The sequence below is a fragment of the Frigoribacterium sp. CFBP9029 genome, assembly GCF_034045305.1.
In the GTDB taxonomy this organism is placed as follows: domain Bacteria; phylum Actinomycetota; class Actinomycetes; order Actinomycetales; family Microbacteriaceae; genus Frigoribacterium.
Genome location: NZ_JAXCWB010000001.1, coordinates 208962 through 226328, shown reverse-complemented (window position 1 = coordinate 226328; position 17367 = coordinate 208962). Strand labels below are relative to the sequence as shown.

The 17367-nt window shown below is 70.3% G+C and carries 15 protein-coding genes and 2 tRNA genes; 13 read left to right on the top strand and 4 right to left on the bottom strand.

The genetic code is table 11. The annotated features are described in order from the left end of the window. Positions 1 to 58: 58 nt before the first annotated feature. A complete protein-coding gene (gene pepN / locus SOM11_RS01055; RefSeq protein ID WP_320476946.1) occupies positions 59 to 2599 on the bottom strand; it encodes an aminopeptidase N in 2541 nt (846 codons plus the stop codon). 89 nt (positions 2600 to 2688) lie between these two features. Between pepN and SOM11_RS01050 the strand changes: the two genes are divergently transcribed. From SOM11_RS01050 to SOM11_RS01030, 5 genes are all read left to right on the top strand, one after another. Further along, positions 2689 to 3315 (top strand): DsbA family protein, encoded by a 627-nt coding sequence (locus SOM11_RS01050; protein ID WP_320476945.1) that lies wholly within the window; start codon positions 2689 to 2691, stop codon positions 3313 to 3315. 88 nt (positions 3316 to 3403) lie between these two features. Further along, on the top strand, positions 3404 to 3889 hold the full coding sequence (locus SOM11_RS01045) for a ribose-5-phosphate isomerase (protein ID WP_320476944.1): 486 nt from the start codon (positions 3404 to 3406) through the stop codon (positions 3887 to 3889). Between the two features lie 99 nt (positions 3890 to 3988). After that, on the top strand, positions 3989 to 4963 hold the full coding sequence (locus SOM11_RS01040) for an Fpg/Nei family DNA glycosylase (protein ID WP_320476943.1): 975 nt from the start codon (positions 3989 to 3991) through the stop codon (positions 4961 to 4963). 4 nt (positions 4964 to 4967) lie between these two features. Then, positions 4968 to 5594 (top strand): FMN-binding negative transcriptional regulator, encoded by a 627-nt coding sequence (locus SOM11_RS01035; protein WP_243214195.1) that lies wholly within the window; start codon positions 4968 to 4970, stop codon positions 5592 to 5594. Next, positions 5591 to 7111 carry an amidohydrolase gene (locus SOM11_RS01030; protein WP_320476942.1) on the top strand — a complete coding sequence of 507 codons (1521 nt, stop codon included), beginning with the start codon at positions 5591 to 5593 and terminating at the stop codon, positions 7109 to 7111. The genes SOM11_RS01035 and SOM11_RS01030 overlap by 4 nt, the downstream gene beginning before the upstream one ends. A 94-nt stretch (positions 7112 to 7205) precedes the next feature. Here SOM11_RS01030 and SOM11_RS01025 read toward each other — a convergent pair whose 3' ends face one another. Further along, on the bottom strand, positions 7206 to 7694 hold the full coding sequence (locus SOM11_RS01025; protein WP_055794695.1) for a Dps family protein: 489 nt from the start codon (positions 7692 to 7694) through the stop codon (positions 7206 to 7208). A 189-nt stretch (positions 7695 to 7883) separates the two neighbouring features. Between SOM11_RS01025 and SOM11_RS01020 the strand changes: the two genes are divergently transcribed. From SOM11_RS01020 to SOM11_RS01010, 3 genes are all read left to right on the top strand, one after another. Continuing rightward, positions 7884 to 9302, top strand: a complete 1419-nt coding sequence (locus SOM11_RS01020; protein WP_320476941.1) for a sensor histidine kinase — start codon at positions 7884 to 7886, stop codon at positions 9300 to 9302. 4 nt (positions 9303 to 9306) lie between these two features. Further along, complete coding sequence (locus SOM11_RS01015) at positions 9307 to 9972, top strand: response regulator transcription factor (RefSeq protein WP_192059954.1); 666 nt, start codon at positions 9307 to 9309, stop codon at positions 9970 to 9972. Positions 9973 to 10082: 110 nt separating this feature from the next. Beyond that, positions 10083 to 11408 (top strand): acyltransferase, encoded by a 1326-nt coding sequence (locus SOM11_RS01010; protein WP_320476940.1) that lies wholly within the window; start codon positions 10083 to 10085, stop codon positions 11406 to 11408. On the opposite strand, the gene SOM11_RS01005 is transcribed toward SOM11_RS01010, so the two are convergent. Further along, entirely contained in the window at positions 11382 to 12113 is a 732-nt protein-coding gene (locus SOM11_RS01005; RefSeq protein ID WP_320476939.1) for an SGNH/GDSL hydrolase family protein, read from the bottom strand. The genes SOM11_RS01010 and SOM11_RS01005 overlap by 27 nt on opposite strands. A gap of 112 nt (positions 12114 to 12225) precedes the next feature. Here SOM11_RS01005 and SOM11_RS01000 point away from each other — a divergent pair, with 112 nt between their 5' ends. Continuing rightward, positions 12226 to 14037, top strand: a complete 1812-nt coding sequence (locus tag SOM11_RS01000) for an acyltransferase (RefSeq protein WP_320476938.1) — start codon at positions 12226 to 12228, stop codon at positions 14035 to 14037. Between the two features lie 5 nt (positions 14038 to 14042). Here SOM11_RS01000 and SOM11_RS00995 read toward each other — a convergent pair. Next, positions 14043 to 14113, bottom strand: a tRNA-Gly gene (locus SOM11_RS00995). A gap of 153 nt (positions 14114 to 14266) precedes the next feature. Here SOM11_RS00995 and SOM11_RS00990 point away from each other — a divergent pair. The 4 genes from SOM11_RS00990 to SOM11_RS00975 all read left to right on the top strand — a co-directional run bounded on the left by SOM11_RS00990 (position 14267) and on the right by SOM11_RS00975 (position 17232). Further along, a tRNA-Pro gene (locus SOM11_RS00990) sits at positions 14267 to 14339 on the top strand. A gap of 62 nt (positions 14340 to 14401) precedes the next feature. Next, positions 14402 to 15727 (top strand): trigger factor, encoded by a 1326-nt coding sequence (gene tig, locus SOM11_RS00985; protein ID WP_192059962.1) that lies wholly within the window; start codon positions 14402 to 14404, stop codon positions 15725 to 15727. 217 nt (positions 15728 to 15944) lie between these two features. Then, a complete protein-coding gene (locus SOM11_RS00980; protein ID WP_192059964.1) occupies positions 15945 to 16532 on the top strand; it encodes an ATP-dependent Clp protease proteolytic subunit in 588 nt (195 codons plus the stop codon). A gap of 37 nt (positions 16533 to 16569) precedes the next feature. Further along, on the top strand, positions 16570 to 17232 hold the full coding sequence (locus tag SOM11_RS00975) for an ATP-dependent Clp protease proteolytic subunit (RefSeq protein ID WP_279292988.1): 663 nt from the start codon (positions 16570 to 16572) through the stop codon (positions 17230 to 17232). Positions 17233 to 17367: the final 135 nt, after the last annotated feature.

Below are 17367 nucleotides of genomic sequence, written 5' to 3'. Positions count from 1 at the left end.
AGAAGGTCTGCCGCTTCGGGTGCGGGGCGGTGCCGGCGGGGCGGTGCCGGCGGGCCGACTAGCGCTCGTCCGCCGCCTGGGCGCGCAGGGCGCGCTCGACACCCGAGACGCTCTCGCTGACGATGCGGCGGAGGGCCGGCACGTCGGGGTTGGCCTCGAGCCACGCGTACGACGCGTCGACGAGGGCCTGGTCGGCGAGGCCGGCCGGGTAGAGCCCCGAGACGAGCGTGTCGGCGATGTGGTAGCTGCGCGACTCCCAGATGCCCGTCAGCGACGAGAAGTACCGGTCGACGAGCGGCTGCAGGATCACCGGGTCGTTCGCGTGCTGGAACCCGAGCGTCGTGGCCCGCACGATGGCGTTGGGCTGGTCGGCGCTGTCGACGATCGAGGCGAACGCGGCCTCCTTGCCCGCCGTCGTCGGGAGGGTCGCTCGCGCGCGGGCGGCGGCCTGCGCGCCGTTGGCCGTGTTGTCGGCGGCCAGGGCCTCGTCGATCTCGGCCTCGCCGGCGCCGCCGACGAGCACGAGGCCCTCCAGCAGCTGCCAGCGGAGGTCGGTGTCGACGGTGAGGCCCTCGAGGGCGACCGATCCGTCGATCAGACCGGCCAGCGCCTCCTTGTGGGCCTCGGTCGACGCGATCGCCGCGAAGAACGTGACGAACTGGAACTGGGCGTCCGACCCGGCCTCGGCGGCCTGCGCCAGGGCCCACAGGCCGTCGCCGACCTCGGTGACCGTGGAGGCGCGGCGCGCGGGGGCGACGTAGCTGCGGGCCGTCTGCAGCAGCTGCGAGAGCGTCGTGCGGATGGTCGTCGACTCGGTCTCGGTCGCGATGTTGTCGAGCACGAGGCGGACGTAGTCGGACGGCGAGGTCTCGGCGTCGCGGGTGGCGTCCCAGACGGAGCCCCAGACGAGGGCGCGCGCCAGCGGGTCGGCGATCTCCGAGAGGTGCGCCAGCGCCGTCTCGAGCGAGGTCTCATCGAGACGGATCTTCGCGTAGGCGAGGTCGTCGTCGTTGATGAGCACGAGGTCGCCGCGCGTCAGGCCGACGAGCTCGGGCACCTCGGTGCGGGTGCCGTCCACGTCGATCTCGACACGGTCGGTGCGGACCAGCGAGCCGCCCTGCAGGGCGTAGAGGCCGATCGCGAGACGGTGCGGGCGGATCGTCGGGTAGTCGGCCGCCGCCTCCTGCAGCACCGCGAACGAGGTGATGACGCCGTCGGCGTCGACCTCGAGCTCGGGGCGGAGGGTGTTGACGCCCGCCGTCTCGAGCCACAGCTTCGACCAGCTGGTCAGCTCGCGACCCGAGGTGGCCTCGAGCTCGACGAGGAGGTCGCTGAGCTCGGTGTTCGAGTGGTGGTGCTTCTGGAAGTACGCGGCGACGCCGGCGTAGAACGCGTCGATGCCGACCCAGGCGACCAGCTGCTTCAGCACCGATCCGCCCTTGGCGTACGTGATGCCGTCGAAGTTGACCTGGACGTCCTCGAGGTCGTTGATCGTGGCGACGACGGGGTGGGTCGAGGGAAGCTGATCCTGGCGGTAGGCCCAGCTCTTCTCCATCGCCTGGAACGTCGTCCAGGCCTCGGTCCACTCGGTGGCCTCGGCCGTCGAGATGGTCGACGCCCATTCGGCGAACGACTCGTTCAGCCAGAGGTCGTTCCACCACTTCATGGTGACGAGGTCGCCGAACCACATGTGGGCGAGCTCGTGCAGGATCGTGACGACGCGGCGCTCCTTGATGGCGTCGGTCACCTTGCTGCGGAACACGTACGTCTCGACGAAGGTCACGGCGCCCGCGTTCTCCATCGCGCCGGCGTTGAACTCGGGCACGAAGAGCTGGTCGTACTTCTCGAACGGGTACGCGTACTGGAACTTCTCCTCGTAGTACCCGAAGCCCTGGCGGGTCTTCTCGAAGATGTAGTCGGCGTCGAGGTACTCGGTGAGCGAGCGACGCGTGAAGATGCCGAGGGGGATGGTGCGGCCGTCGGCGCTCGTGAGGTCGCTGCGGACGACGTCGTAGGGGCCCGCGATGATCGCGGTGATGTAGCTCGAGAGCACGGGCGTGGGCGCGAAGGTCCAGGTGCCGGTCTCGCCGTCGACGACGGGCTCGGGGGTCGTCTGGTTGCTGACGACCTGCCAGCGGGCGGGCGCCGTGACGGTGAACTGGAACGTCGCCTTGAGGTCGGGCTGCTCGAACACGGCGAAGACCCGGCGGCTGTCGGGCACCTCGAACTGCGAGTAGAGGTAGACCTCGCCGTCGACGGGGTCGACGAAGCGGTGCAGACCCTCGCCGGTGTTCGTGTACTCGGCGTCGGCGACGACCTCGAGCACGTTCTCGGTCGCGAGGCCGTCGAGCTGGATGCGCACGCCGTCCGAGACGGTCGCGGCGTCGAGCGCCGTGCCGTTCAGCACCACGGAGTGCACGGTGCGGGTGAGGGCGTCGATGAAGGTCGAGGCGCCCGGGGTCGCGGTGAAGCGCACGGTGGTCGTGCTGCCGAACACCTCGTCGCCGCGGGTCAGGTCGAGGTCGATCTCGTACGACTGCACGTCGACGATGCTCTTGCGCTCCTGCGCTTCGACGCGGGTGAGGTTCTCTCCGGGCACGGTGGCTCCATCCGTATAGGTAGTGAGGGGACTCGTGGTCCGCTGAAAGCCTAGACCGGCCGTCGTGACGCGGGGTGTTGACTGGGGTGATGACCGACACCGTCGCCCCCGCTCCCCGAACCGCCGTCGACTTCTGGTTCGACCCCTCGTGCCCCTGGGCCTGGATGACCAGCCGCTGGATCGACGAGGTCGCCGCGCACCGCGATCTCGACGTGACCTTCCACATCATGAGCCTCGCCGTGCTCAACGAGGACAACGACGTCAGCGACGAGTACAAGGCGAACTTCGCCCGCATGCTCCGCTACACGCGTCTCGTCACGGCCGTCGGCGAGCTGCACGGGCAGTCCGCCGTCAAGCCCCTCTACGACGCCCTCGGCACGCGCATCCACCCCGGCGGCGAGACCGACGCCGACGTGGTCATCCCCGCGGCGCTCGCCGAGGTCGGCCTGCCGGCCGACCTCGCGCGGTACGCCGACACCGACGAGTACGACGCGCAGATGCGCGCCAGCCACTTCGACGGGATCGAGCGCGTCGGACAGGACGTCGGCACGCCGGTGATCGCCGTGAACGGCACCGCCTTCTTCGGGCCGGTCATCTCGCCCGCGCCGAAGGGCGACGAGGCCGCCCGCCTCTGGGACGGCGTCGTCGCCGTCGCCTCGTACCCGGGGTTCTTCGAGATCAAGCGCACCCGCACGGTCGGGCCGATCTTCGACTGACGACCCGCGCCTCCTCGGCTCGAGGGCCCCGCCGCCGAGGAGGCGCAGGTCGCGATCCGTCCGCCGGCCCGGTTCTATGATGATCACCATGCGCATCCACGTGGCGACCGATCACGCCGGCCTCGAGTTCAGCCAGACGGTCATCCAGCACCTCTCCGACGCGGGCCACGACGTGACCGACCACGGGCCGACCTCGTACGAGCCCCTCGACGACTACCCGTCGTTCTGCATCGCGGCGGCGAGGGCGGTCGTCCGCGATCAGCGCGAGGGCCACGACGCGCTCGGCGTGGTCTTCGGCGGTTCGGGCAACGGCGAGCAGATCGCCGCGAACAAGGTCGAGGGCGTGCGAGCCGCACTGGTCTGGAACGACTCGACCGCCCGTCTGGCCCGACAGCACAACGACGCCAACGTGATCGCCATCGGCGCGCGTCAGCACACCGAGTCCGAGGCGCTCGCCTTCATCGACGCCTTCGTCGCCGAGCCCTTCAGCCACGACGAGCGTCATGCGCGACGCATCGCGCAGGTCGGCGAGTACGAGACCACCGGGGCCATCGCCGGGCACCCGGTCGACTGACGACGTAACGTCGAGTGCGGCGGGCGCCCCGGTCGGGGTCCCCGCCGCTTCGTCGTCCCGGCCCCGCCGCCGGGACCTCACCCCGAGAGAGGGAGCACCGTGCCCGAGGGTCATTCCGTCCACCGCATCGCCAACCAGTTCGAGCAGAGCTTCGTCGGGCACCGAGCCGCGGTCAGCTCGCCTCAGGGGCGCTTCGCGGCCGGGGCCGAGAGGCTCGACGGCGCGACCATGGTGGCCGCGAAGGCCGTCGGCAAGCAGATGTTCCTCGAGTTCGACAACGGGCTCTGGCTGCACGTGCACCTGGGGCTCTACGGGGCCTGGGACTTCGCGGGCGAGATCGCGACGGGGCACTCGATGGCCGAGTCGCGGCGTCGCCGGGCCGCCACGCGCAAGGCCGAGAACGCCCCCGACGACGACGGCGAGCACTCGATGGCGAGCATCGGAGCGCCGCGCACGAGTCGGGTGCGCATGGCCGAGCAGGAGAAGGCCGAAGACGACATCGAGTCGTTCCCGCCCGAGCCGGTCGGCCAGGTGCGGGTGCGGCTGCTCACCGACACGGCGGTCGGCGACCTGCGCGGTCCGACGAAGTGCGAGGTGCTCGATGCGGCGGGAGTCGACATGGCGATCGCCAAGCTCGGCCCCGACCCGCTGGTCGACTCGCCCAAGAAGGGCGCCGACCGGTTCGTGTCCGTCGCGGGCAAGAAGCGCACCCCGATCGGTCTGCTGCTGATGGATCAGAGCGTCGTCAGCGGCATCGGCAACATCTACCGGGCCGAACTGCTCTTCCGGGCGCGGCTCAACCCGCACACCCCCGGCAACCAGGTGCCCGAAGAGGTGCTGCGCGCCCTCTACAAGGACTGGACGAAGCTCCTGAAGAGCGGCGTCGAGCTGGGCCAGATGATGACCATGGACGGTCTGACGAAGGCGCAGCACGCCAAGGCCCTCCGCAGCCGGGCCGACCGGCACTGGGTCTATCACCGCGAAGGACTGCCCTGCCGGGTCTGCGGCACGAACATCGTCATGGAGATGGCCGCGGGTCGGAAGCTCTACTGGTGCCCGACCGACCAGACTTGAGCCCATGCGGCACACCCCCACGTTCGTCCTGACCGATGTCGACGAGGTCAGGCGCCTGATCCGCGAGAACCCGTGGGCGACCATCGTGTCGCACACGGCCGCGGGCATCATCGCGTCGCACTACCCCGTGGTGCTCGAGCCCGCCGACCCGGCCGACCCCGACGCGATCTCCATCGTCAGTCACGTCGGCCGCCCCGACGAGCGCTCGCACGAGCTCGGCGAGCACGAGGCCATGGTGATCATCCAGGGCCCGCACGGCTACATCTCGCCCGGCTGGTACCCCGCCGAGCAGATCGTCCCGACCTGGAACCACGTCACCGCGCATCTCTGGGGCGTCCCCGAGATCCTGTCCGACGACGAGAACTTCCGAGTGCTCGGCGAGCTCGTCGACCACTTCGAGAACGTGATGCCCGAGCCCGTGTCGCTCGCTCTCGACGAGGAGGGCTCCCGCCGCGTCGCGAAGGGCACCGTCGGCATCCGCCTGCGGGTGACGCGGTTCGACGCCCGCCTGAAGCTCAGTCAGAACAAGCCGCCGGAGGTCGTCGACCGCATCGTCGACGAGCTCGAGCACGGCCGGCACTACGCGCAGCCGGCGCTGGCCGCCGAGATGCGACGGGTGCGCGACCGATGAGTCTCGTCGACGCCCCGACCGGGGGAGCCGAGGAGGCGCGGGGCCTGATCCTGACAGACGCCCGCCTCGTCGGCAGCGACGGCTCCCCGGTCGACGTGCTGATCGAGTCGGGCGAGGTCTCGGCGATCGCCCCCGGCATCACCCCGGCTCCCGGCGTCGACGTGGTCGACCTCGGCGGGCGCTGGCTCGCACCCGGTCTCTGGGACTGGCACGTGCACATGGACCAGTGGGCGCTCGCCCGGCGTCGACTCGACCTCTCGACCGCCCGCTCCGCCGCCCACGCGGCGTCGCTCGTCGGCGAGAAGCTGCGCGACGACCCGCCGCCGAGCGGGCAGCCGCTCGTCGGCTACGGCTTCTTCGACGCCCTGTGGGCCGACGAGCCGACCCGCGGGGTGCTCGACTCCGTCAGCGGCGACGTGCCCGTCGTGCTGGTCAGCAACGACCTGCACGCGGCGTGGCTCGATTCCGCGGCCCTGGCACGATACGGCTACGGAGGCCACCCCACGGGTCTGCTGCGCGAGCAGGACGCCTTCGACGTCAGCACGCGGGTGAGCGCGGTCCCCGACGAGCTGCTCGACCGGTGGGTGGCCGAGGCGTCCGCCGCCGCGGCCGCGCGTGGCGTCGTCGGCATCGTCGACCTCGAGATGTCGTTCTCGATCGACCGGTGGGCCCGACGGGTCGCCGGCGGCGACCGCAGCCTCAGGGTGTCGGCCGGCGTCTACCCCGCCGACCTCGACCGGGTGATCGAGCGGGGCCTCCGCACCGGCGACGTCATCGATGGCACCGGGGGGCTCGTGACCATGGGCCCGTTCAAGATCATCACCGACGGGTCGTTGAACACCCGCACAGCCTTCTGCCACGACCCGTATGCGGGTCTCGAGGGCACCCCCGCGGCTCGGGGCCTGTCCGCCTACGACGCCGACGAGCTCGTCGACTGGCTGCGCCGCGCCTCCTCGGCCGGGCTGGTGCCCGCGGTGCACGCCATCGGCGACGCCGCGAACGCCCTCGCGCTGGACGCCCTCGAGGCGGTCGGCTGCGGCGGGAGCATCGAGCACGCGCAGCTCGTCGACGCCCGCGACGTCGCACGGTTCGCCCGGCTCGGCATCGTCGCGAGCGTGCAGCCCGAGCACGCGATGGACGACCGCGACGTGGCCGACCGTCTGTGGGCGGGGCGCACCGATCGCGCCTTCGCCTTCGAGTCGCTCGCCGCCGCCGGCGTGACGCTGCGACTCGGGTCCGATGCGCCCGTGGCGCCGCTCGACCCGTGGGTGTCGATGGCCGCCGCCGTGTCGCGGTCCCGCGACGGACGCGAGGCCTGGCACCCCGAGCAGCGTCTGGTCTCGTCGGTCGCGCTCGCGGCGTCGACTCGCGGGCGATCGTCGGTGGAGGCGGGATCGGTGGCGGACCTCGTCGTGACGGAGTCCGACCCTCTGTCGGCGGCGGACGCCGACCTCCGGGCGTTCGACGTCGCGGCGACCCTGCTGGGCGGCCGCTTCACCCACGTCGCGCTCGGCTGACCCGGGCGTCTGCGGTCCGCTTCCGCGCAGGCGGGGCACGACGGAGGCCGCCGCCCCGAGGGGCGACGGCCTCCGATCGTCTGGAGCGGGAGTCTCAGCCGGCGACGTGAGCGGCGAGGAACCAGCGGTCCTTCTCGAGGCCGCGCGAGATCTCGATGGCGACGTCCTGGCTCGAGGCGTCGAGCTCGCCGAGCTCGTCGATCGCGGTGCGGACCGCGACGAGCGAGGCGTCGATCTGGGCCACGAGCTCGGCGATCGTGGTGTCGATCTGGTTGAAGCCGGGCGAGGTGGGCGGGATGACCGTGTTGGCGGCGACGGTGGCGATGCGCCCGTCGACGGGCAGCCCGAGGGCGACGACGCGCTCCGCGGCGAGGTCGGCCCACTCACGTGCGTGGTCGACGACCACGTCGATCAGCTCGTGGACGGCGATGAACGCGATGCCGCGGACGTGCCAGTGAGCCTGCTTGCCGTTGACCGACAGCGCGGTCATGTCGGTGACGATCTGGCTGAGGAACTGGGCGACGCCGGCAGCGACGTCGGGGTCGACGGATCCCTGGGGGACGGTGCGGGTGAGGTCGGTCATGACGTGGTCCTTTCCTTGACGATGTGGTCAACGCTAGAGGTCTGAGAAGATTCCGCAAGCAAGCTGAGGCTCGGCTCACGTAGGCCAGCCTCGCCTCACCGAGAGCGTCGGAGGCGGGGGATAACCCCACCCGGGTTCCGGTCGCTGGCACCATGGGTCGGACGCCGGCCGTCGACCAGGCTCGACAGCATGAACCAGGAGACCCCCATCACGACCCCGAACCCCTACCTCTCGCCGCCGCGGCAGGCCGGCGGCTACGCCCGACGCTGGCGCGGCCTGCCCCGCGAGCTCGGCTACATCGCGCTGTCGGCGGTGCTCGTGGTGGTGGTGCTCATCGCGGCCAACATCGCCCTCCGCGGGTGGGAGACCTCCGGCGGCTACATCGCGAGCCTCCTGTCGCTCGCCGTCGTGGTGTTCGTCTCCCTCTGGGCGGCGCGCTGGTTCGGCACCTTCGAGGTGACGCGGCTGCGGTGGGCCTCCGACCGCCCGATCCGCCCCGTCGACTGGACGCCGAACACGACGTGGGGTCGCTCCGACAAGCGCATCGTCCGCGCCGTGTCCGTCGTCGCGAACCCGCACTACTGGCTCTACCTCCTCTACGCGGTCGTCGTCTTCCCCGCGGTCGCGGGGTTCACCTCGTTCGTCACATTCGCGGCGCTCGCCGTCCCGCTGGGGCTCGTGCTCCTGGGCGTGCTGATCCTCACCGCCGTCGTGCCGTGGAACATCTACTCCCTGGGCGACGCGCTCAGCGGGTCGACCGTCGGGTTCATGGCCCTCGCCGTGGGCGTGGTCGTCCTCGCCGCGGTCGTCCTGCTGCTGCCGTACGTGCTGCACGGGTTCGTCGTGATGCACCAGGCGATCGCCGCGGCCATGCTCGGCGGGTTCCGCTCCGACGAGCTCGAGGTGGAGCTCGCCGACCGCGAGATCTCCCGCACGGCGGCCCTCTCCGCCGAGGGCACGGCGCTCCGCCGCCTGGAACGCGACATCCACGACGGCCCGCAGCAGCGACTCGTCCGGCTCCAGATGGATCTCGCCGCCGCCTCCCGCGCCGTCGACACCGACCCCGACAAGAGCCGGAGCCTCATCGAGGAGGCGCGGGTGCAGTCCCAGGAGGCCCTCGAGGAGCTGCGGGCGCTGTCCCGCGGCTTCGCGCCTCCTCTGCTCCTCGACCGCGGTCTGCTCGCCGCCCTCGAGTCGCTGGTCGACCGGGCGACGATCCCGACCACGCTGCTCGACCGGGTGCCCGCCCACGTGGTCCTCCCGGTCGACATCGAGCGCAACGCGTACTTCATCGCCTCCGAGCTGGTCACGAACATCGGCAAGCACGCCGAGGCGTCGTCGGCCGACATCGTGGTGCGCACACGGCAGGCGCCCGACGGCATGGGGCTGCTCCTCGAGCTCGTGGCCACCGACGACGGCCGCGGCGGGGCGGGGCTCCGCGACGGGCACGGCCTGGCCGGGGTGCAGGAGCGCCTGGTGGGACTCGGCGGGTTCCTCGACATCTCGAGCCCGGCGGGCGGGCCGACCATCGTGACGGTGAGCATCCCGCTGACCGGGAGCCCGACGACGCCGACGATGCCGACGGAGACCGTGGTCTCCCTAGACTGACCGGATGGCCGACAGCACCCTCGATCCCGCCCTCCGTGTGGTGGTCGCCGACGACTCCGTGCTGCTGCGCGAAGGACTCGTCCGACTGCTCGACGAGATCGGGGTCGTGGTCGTCGGGGCCTACGGTGACGCCGACGAGCTGCTCGCCGCGCTCGACGCGGACCTCCCCGACGTGGCCGTCCTCGACGTGCGCATGCCCCCCTCGCACACCGATGAGGGGGTGCGCGCGGCCATCGAGATCCGCTCGCGCCGACCCGGCACGTCGATCCTGCTGCTCTCGCAGTACGTCGAGGTGGCCTACGCCCGAGACCTCCTCGAGGCGGGTTCCGGGGGAGTCGGCTACCTCCTGAAAGACCGCATCGCGTCGCTCGACGAGTTCCGCGACGCCCTCGAGCGGGTGGCGAACGGAGGCACGGTGCTCGACCCGCAGGTCGTGTCGCAGCTGCTCGGTCGGCGCAGCGACCCCCTCGCGGCGCTGACGCCGCGTGAACGCGAGGTCCTGACCCTGATGGCCGAGGGGCGGACGAACGCCGCGATCGCGTCGGCGCTCGTGATCGGCACCGGCGCCGTCGAGAAGAACGTCACCTCGATCTTCCAGAAGCTGCTGCTCGAAGACAGCGGCACCGACCATCGCCGCGTGCTCGCGGTGCTGGCCTACCTGCAGCACTGACACCGGCACCGGCACCGGCACCGGGGGCGGCACCGACCACCCGCCGGCCGCATCGCGCGGGGCGACGCAGGGGAGGGGCGCCGGCCAGGACCCTCGGGTAGCCTGTGGCGATGTCCGCGCCAGCCCCGACCCCGACCCCTCCGGGCGCGTCGGCGGCGCCGTACTGGGGCGATCGCATCGTGGGTCTCGAAGGCCTCCGCGGGCTGGCGGCGATGGCCGTGCTCTCGTACCACGTGGCGCACGTCCTGACGCGCGACGTCGAGGACGAGACGATGCCCCTGCTCGTCTTCTTCATGCACCAGGGCCTGAGCCTGTTCTTCGTGCTCTCGGGGTTCCTGCTGTTCTGGCCGTTCGCCACCCGCATCATCGAGGGTCGTGAGCTGCCGTCGCTGAGGCGCTACGCCACGAACCGGTTCCTGCGCATCTGGCCGGCCTACGTCGTCGTCCTCCTGATCGTCAACTTCGTCCTGCAGATGTCGTTCCTGTCGCAGAACGAGTTCGGTCGGCTGCCGTGGTGGAAGACCCTGGTCGACCTGACCCTTCTGCACTCCTACCTGCCCGGCACGCTGCGGACGGGTCTCGAGGTCTCGTGGACGCTGACCGTCGAGCTGACCTTCTACCTCGTGCTCCCGTTCCTGGCGATGCTCGGTCGGCACGTCGCGCTCCGCACCTCCGGCTGGATCGGTTCCCTCGTGCCGGTCGGGGCGATGTTCGTCGCCGGTGTCGCCGGCAAGATCTGGCAGCACACGGTGGGCGAGACGTCGGGCCTGAGCGGTGGGGACCTCGCGTGGTCCGACAACTGGTTCTCCGTCGTGAGCCGCAGTCTGCTGCTGCACGCCGACCTCTTCGCCTTCGGCATGGCCGCCTCGCTGCTCTACATCGCCGTCCGGCGGGGGGCCGCACCTCGAGTGGCCGTCTCCGCTCTCCGCGGCACGCTGCTCGTGATCATCGGGGCCGCCTTCGTGGTGGCCTGGATCGGCTCGACCCCCGAGTTCCAAGACACCTTCGCGTCCATCGGCTTCACGGGCGTGCTGCTGCTCATGGTGCTGCCGGCCCACGGCGACCGTCTGGGTCTCATCGCCCGGTTCTGCGACTGGGCGCCCGTCCGTGGCCTCGGGGTCATCTCGTTCAGCGTCTACCTGTGGCACATGCCGGTCATCCGCATCATGCAGGACCTCCTCGATCCCGGTCAGGGCGGACGCGCGCTGTACGTCCTCTATCTCGTCGTGACCGTCGCGATCACACTGACCCTCGCGACGATCACCTACTGGGCGGTCGAGAAGCAGGCGCTGCGCCTCAAGCCGACGGGCAGGCCCGCCCGCGGCGGCGGCGCCTCGGGCCTCGGCGCGACGGCACCGGGAGACGACGCGCTGGCCGAGCGGTCGTCAAGCCCGGGTGCCGAGCGGTCGTCAACCCCGGGTCGAGTCGGCGGGTGACGCCGCCTCGTCGAGGATGAGCTCGTGCAGCTCGCGGCCGAGTCTCTCGTAGCCGGCTGCCGTGGGGTGGATGCCGTCTGCGCTCGTGGCCGGGGCCCACTGTCCGTCGGCTCCTCTCGCGAAGAGCCAGGGATCGATGAGCGGATAGCCCTCGCCATAGGCCCATGAGGCCAGGTCGGCCTCGTAGGCCAGGGCCTCCTCGGGGGCGGGCTGGTAGGGCGGGATCGCCGCGATCAGCACGCGGTCGGCGCCCACCGTGCCGATGATCGACTCGTACGACGCCTCGGCCTCGGCGAAGCTCGTGCCGTGACGCACGTCGTTCGTCCCTCCCATCAGCACCAGGACGTCGGCGTCGACGGGCGAGACGGCGGCGGCCATCTGCTCGACGGTCGCGCCGGCACGGGCCCAGCCGCCGGCGAACACGACTCCGTCGCCCTGCGCGTAGGTCATCCACGACTCGTCGTCGAGTCCGTTGCCGAGGAACCCGCTGCGGCCTGCGCTCAGCGAGTCGCCGACCACCGCCACCCGGAGATCGTCGGCGGACGCCGCCGGTGCCACACCGCCTTCGGCACGCGGGGCCGTGGTGCTCGGTGCGGAGCAGGCGGACAGCGCCACGGCCAGTGCGGCGGCCGTGACGGTGGCGGCGGTGCCGAGCACGCGCGCCCGTCGGCGGACGGAGCGGCGGGGCGACGATCCCGGGGTCATGGCGCCATTCTGCGGCACCCGCGGTCGCTGCGCGAATCGCTCAAGGCGATCCGGTATTGATATGCTAAAGTTGATATCTGTTCATGGTTATCGAGCAGGGGAGTCCCGACACGTGATCTACAGACCCGAGATCGACGGCCTCCGGGCCGTGGCGGTCGTCAGCGTCATCCTGTTCCACGCGGGGGTGGCCGGCTTCGCAGGCGGTCTCGTCGGCGTCGACGTGTTCTTCGTGATCAGCGGTTATCTGATCACGGGCATCATCGTGGGCCAGCGGTCACGGGGCACCTTCACCCTCCGGTCGTTCTGGGCTCGCCGCATCCGGCGCATCGCGCCGGCGCTGCTCGTGGTCATGGCGGCGTGCACGCCGTTCGCGGTCCTCTGGATGATGCCGGACGAACTCGAGAACTTCGGCCAGTCGCTCGTCACGACCCTGCTCTCCGGCAACAACGTCCTGCTGTACCTGTCGAGCGGCTACTTCGACACCGCCTCCGAGTTCAAGCCGCTCATGCACACCTGGAGCCTCGGCGTCGAAGAGCAGTTCTATCTGCTCTTCCCCCTGCTGCTGCTCGCCCTGCTGGCCCTCGGGCGTCGGGCGGCGGCATCGGGCGTCGTCGTCGTCGGGCTCGTCAGCTTCGGGGTCGCCGTCTGGTGGTCGTCCACCGACCCCGATGCGGCCTTCTACCTGCTGCCCGCCCGATCGTGGGAGCTCCTCGTCGGGGCCGGGCTCGCCCTGTGGCACGCGCGGCCCGGCGCCGAGGCTGCGCCGCGCCTCCTCGGCCCTCGTGCCGCCTCCGCGGCTGCGACCGCGGGGCTCCTCGCCATCGTCGCCACCGTCGTGGCCGTCGACGGCGGCTCGGCCGTCTCCCCGTTCGTCCTGGTCGTCCCGGTCGTCGGTGCCGCCCTCGTCATCGCCTTCGCGCGCGAGGGCACCCCGGCCGCCCGGGTGCTCTCTCGGCCGCCCGTGGTGCTGGTCGGCCTCATCAGCTTCAGCGCCTACCTCTGGCACCAGCCCCTGTTCGCCTTCGCCCGCATCTGGTCGCCCGAAGAGCCCCCAGTCGGGGTCTTCCTCGTGCTCTCGGTCGTCTCCCTCGCGCTCGCCTGGCTCACCTGGCGCTTCGTCGAGACGCCGTTCCGATCGCCCGACACGGTCCGCCGCCGGGTCTTCGCCCCCGCGGTCGGGTCGGCCGTCGTGCTCGTCGCCGCCGCGGGCCTCGTGCTCCATTCGACCAACGGTCTGCCTGGTCGCATCTACGAGCCGGAGGTCCTGGCCGACGGCGCCACGGACGTCACGTACGTCCAGCGCCTGATCGAGAACGACGCCGAGCGCTTCGTCGACGACGACCGGCTCAACGTCTTCGTCGTCGGCAACAGCTTCTCGCGCGACCTGGCCAACGCCGTCCTCGAGACCTATCCGGAGGCGCGGCTCGAGATCATCCATCAGCCCGGGGTCCTCGGATGCCTCCGCGACCAGCCGACGCCCGCCCACTTCGACGAGCGTTACCAGGCGGCCGAGCTCATCCTCTACGCCACCGATCGGGAGTACCCGACGTGCGTGCGAGACGATCTCGCGCAGGCCGTGGCGGACGGCAAGGAGATCTTCTACGGCGGCGCCAAGAACTTCGGCGACAATGCGAACTGGATCGCACGCCAGGCGCCCGACGAGCGTGCCCTGCTGACCAACTCCGTCCCCGACGAGATCGTCGAGATGGACCACGTCGCCCGCGATCTGATCCCGGCCGAGCACCTCGTGCCCTGGCTCGACCTCGCGGTGGACGGCCGCGTGCCCATCACCGACGACGAGGGGCGCATCCTCTCGCCGGACCGCATCCACTTCACGAAGTACGGCGCCGCCTACTTCGGGGAGCGGGTGCTGCCGCAGACGGGACTCGACGAGATCATGAGATCGGTGACCCCGGAGGACTGAATCGGAGGGGATGACGGGAATCGAACCCGCGCCATCAGTTTGGAAGACTGAGGCTCTACCATTGAGCTACATCCCCGGACGCGGCCTCGGCCGCATGGGTAGAACCACTATAAACCATCTGCCGGATCGTTCAGTCACCGGTCGCTCGCGTCGGCTAGACTGACCGCGGCCTTTTCCCCGACCCGACCTCAACGGGACAACACGGGGTGAGACCGTTCCAGGTGATACACGGGGCGTAGCGTAGTGGCTAGCGCGTCCGTTTTGGGGGCGGAAGATCGCAGGTTCGAGTCCTGTCGCCCCGACGATCGTCTACCTGCTGTCTCGGATGTGAGTTCAGCGTCGCCAACACAGGAGAAGCCCCACATTGGTCCAGACCACGGTTGAAAAGCTCAGCCCCACGCGCGTCAAGCTCAACATCGTCGTGACTCCCGACGAGCTGAAGCCCAGCGTCACGCACGCCTACGGGCACATCGCCGAGACCATCAACATCCCCGGCTTCCGCAAGGGCAAGGTCCCGCCGCCCATCATCGACCAGCGCGTCGGTCGCGAAGAGGTGCTGAACCACGCCGTGAGCGAGAGCCTCGACAAGTTCTACCGCGAGGCCGTCACCGAGACCGAGATCCGCGTGCTCGGCCGCCCCGAGGCCGACGTCGTCGGCTGGCCCGACGTCAAGGACTTCTCGGGCGACCTCACCATCGCCGTCGAGGTCGACGTGCGTCCCGACTTCGACCTGCCCGACTACGAGGGCATCGAGCTCACGGTCGACACGGTCGAGATCTCCGACGACGAGGTCGACGAAGAGCTCGCGAACCTCCGCACCCGCTTCGGCACGCTCGTCACCGTCGACCGTCCCGCCACCACGGGCGACTTCGCCCAGATCGACCTCACGGCCACGATCGGCGACGACGAGGTCGACACCGCCAAGGGCATCTCGTACGAGCTCGGTTCGGGCGAACTGATCGAGGGCATCGACGAGGCCCTCGAGTCGCTCACCGCCGGTGAGAGCACCACCTTCGAGTCGAAGCTGCTCGGCGGCGACCGCGAGGGCGAGACCGCGCTCATCGCCGTCACCGTGACCGCCGTGAAAGAGCGCGAGCTCCCCGAGGCCGACGACGACTTCGCTCAGATCGCCAGCCAGTTCGACACGATCGACGAGCTCAAGGCCGACCTGCGCGAGCAGCTCGCCAAGTCGAAGTCGTTCGGCCAGGGCGGCCAGGCTCGCGACCAGGTCGTCGAGAAGCTCCTCGAGTCGGTCGAGATCCCCGTCCCCGAGAAGCTCGTCGAGGACGAGGTGCACCGTCACCTCGAGCAGGAGAACCGCCTGGAGGACGACGAGCACCGCGCCGAGGTGAAGGAGAGCAGCGAGAAGGCCTTCCGCAACCAGATCCTCCTCGACGCCATCGCCGAGAAGGAAGAGGTCAAGGTCGAGCAGGACGAGCTCACCCAGTACCTGATCCAGGGTGCCGCCCAGTACGGCATGGAGCCGGGCGAGTTCATCAAGGTCCTCGACCAGAACGGTCAGATCCCCGCCATGGTCGGCGAGGTCGCCCGCAGCAAGGCCCTCGCGGTCGTGCTGTCGAAGGCCAAGGTCGTCGACGGCGAGGGCGCGGCCGTCGACCTGTCCGCCTTCACCGCCACGGCGGGTGTCGGTTCGGACGACGACGACCACGAGGGTCACGACCACGCGTAGTCGACACGTCTGAGGTCGACCGCCGGTCGACACGAGAGGGCCGGGTGCAGAACGCACCCGGCCCTCCGTCGTCCCCGGCACCGCGCCTCCTCGGTCGGCCCGACGCCGGAGCCGGACACCCGTCGCCACCCGCTATCTGCCGTGGGCGAACAGTCCGGAACCCGTGCGTTGGACCCTATAGATTCGACAGCAAGCGACAACGAATGGGAGCTCCACCATGGCCGATGTGACACTGCCCAACAGTGTTTTTGACCGACTGCTCAAAGACCGCATCATCTGGCTCGGCTCCGAGGTGCGCGACGAGAACGCCAACGAGATCGCAGCGAAACTCCTGCTCCTCGCCGCGGAGGACAGCGAGAAGGACATCTACCTGTACATCAACTCGCCCGGCGGGTCGATCACCGCGGGCATGGCGATCTACGACGCCATGGAGTTCGTGCCGAACGACATCGTCACGGTCGGCATCGGCATGGCGGCCTCGATGGGTCAGCTGCTGCTGACCGCCGGCACCAAGGGCAAGCGCTACATCACGCCGAACGCGCGTGTTCTGCTGCACCAGCCGCACGGCGGCTTCGGCGGCACCTCGTCCGACATCCAGACGCAGGCGCAGCTCATCCTCTCGATGAAGCGACGTCTCGCCGAGATCACGGCGGCTCAGACGGGCAAGACCGTCGAGCAGATCAACGAGGACGGCGACCGCGACCGCTGGTTCACGGCCGAAGAGGCCCTCGAATACGGCTTCGTCGACCACATCCGCGGTTCGGCCACCGACGTCGTCGGCGGCGCCGGCACCGACCAGTCGTAGCCCCCACCCGATCGTCAGCACAGAAAGAGAAGAACACATGGAACTCCCGATGATGGGTGGTGCGGGCCGCGTCCAGACCCCCGATTCCCGGTACATCCTCCCCAGCTTCGAAGAGCGCACGGCTTACGGATACAAGCGCCAGGACCCCTACGCCAAGCTGTTCGAAGACCGCATCGTCTTCCTGGGCGTGCAGGTCGACGACGCATCGGCCGACGACATCATGGCGCAGCTGCTCGTGCTCGAGAGCATGGACCCCGACCGCGACATCACGCTCTACATCAACTCGCCCGGCGGCTCGTTCACGGCCATGACGGCGATCTACGACACGATGCAGTACATCCGTCCCGAGATCCAGACGGTGTGCCTCGGTCAGGCCGCGTCGGCCGCCGCGGTGCTGCTCGCCGCCGGTCAGCCCGGCAAGCGACTCGCCCTCCCCAACGCCCGCGTGCTGATCCACCAGCCGTCGACCGGCGGCAACAGCGGGGGCCAGGCGTCCGACATCGAGATCCAGGCCGCCGAGGTGCTCCGCATGCGCACCTGGCTCGAAGAGACGCTGTCGTTCCACTCGAACAAGACCCCCGAAGAGGTGAACCGCGACATCGAGCGCGACAACATCCTCGGCGCACAGGAGGCCCTGGCCTACGGTCTCGTCGACCAGGTGCTGACCTCGCGCAAGAACCAGCCGGCGCTCACGCGCTGACCGATTCCGACCACGGTCGCCTCGAAGCCCCGGACCACGCGGTCCGGGGCTTCGACGCGTCGGCGGATCCGACGCCCGGCCCGCGTGGGTCCGTCGGCGTCGGAGGATCGCGTTAGGCTCGATGCACGACGACCG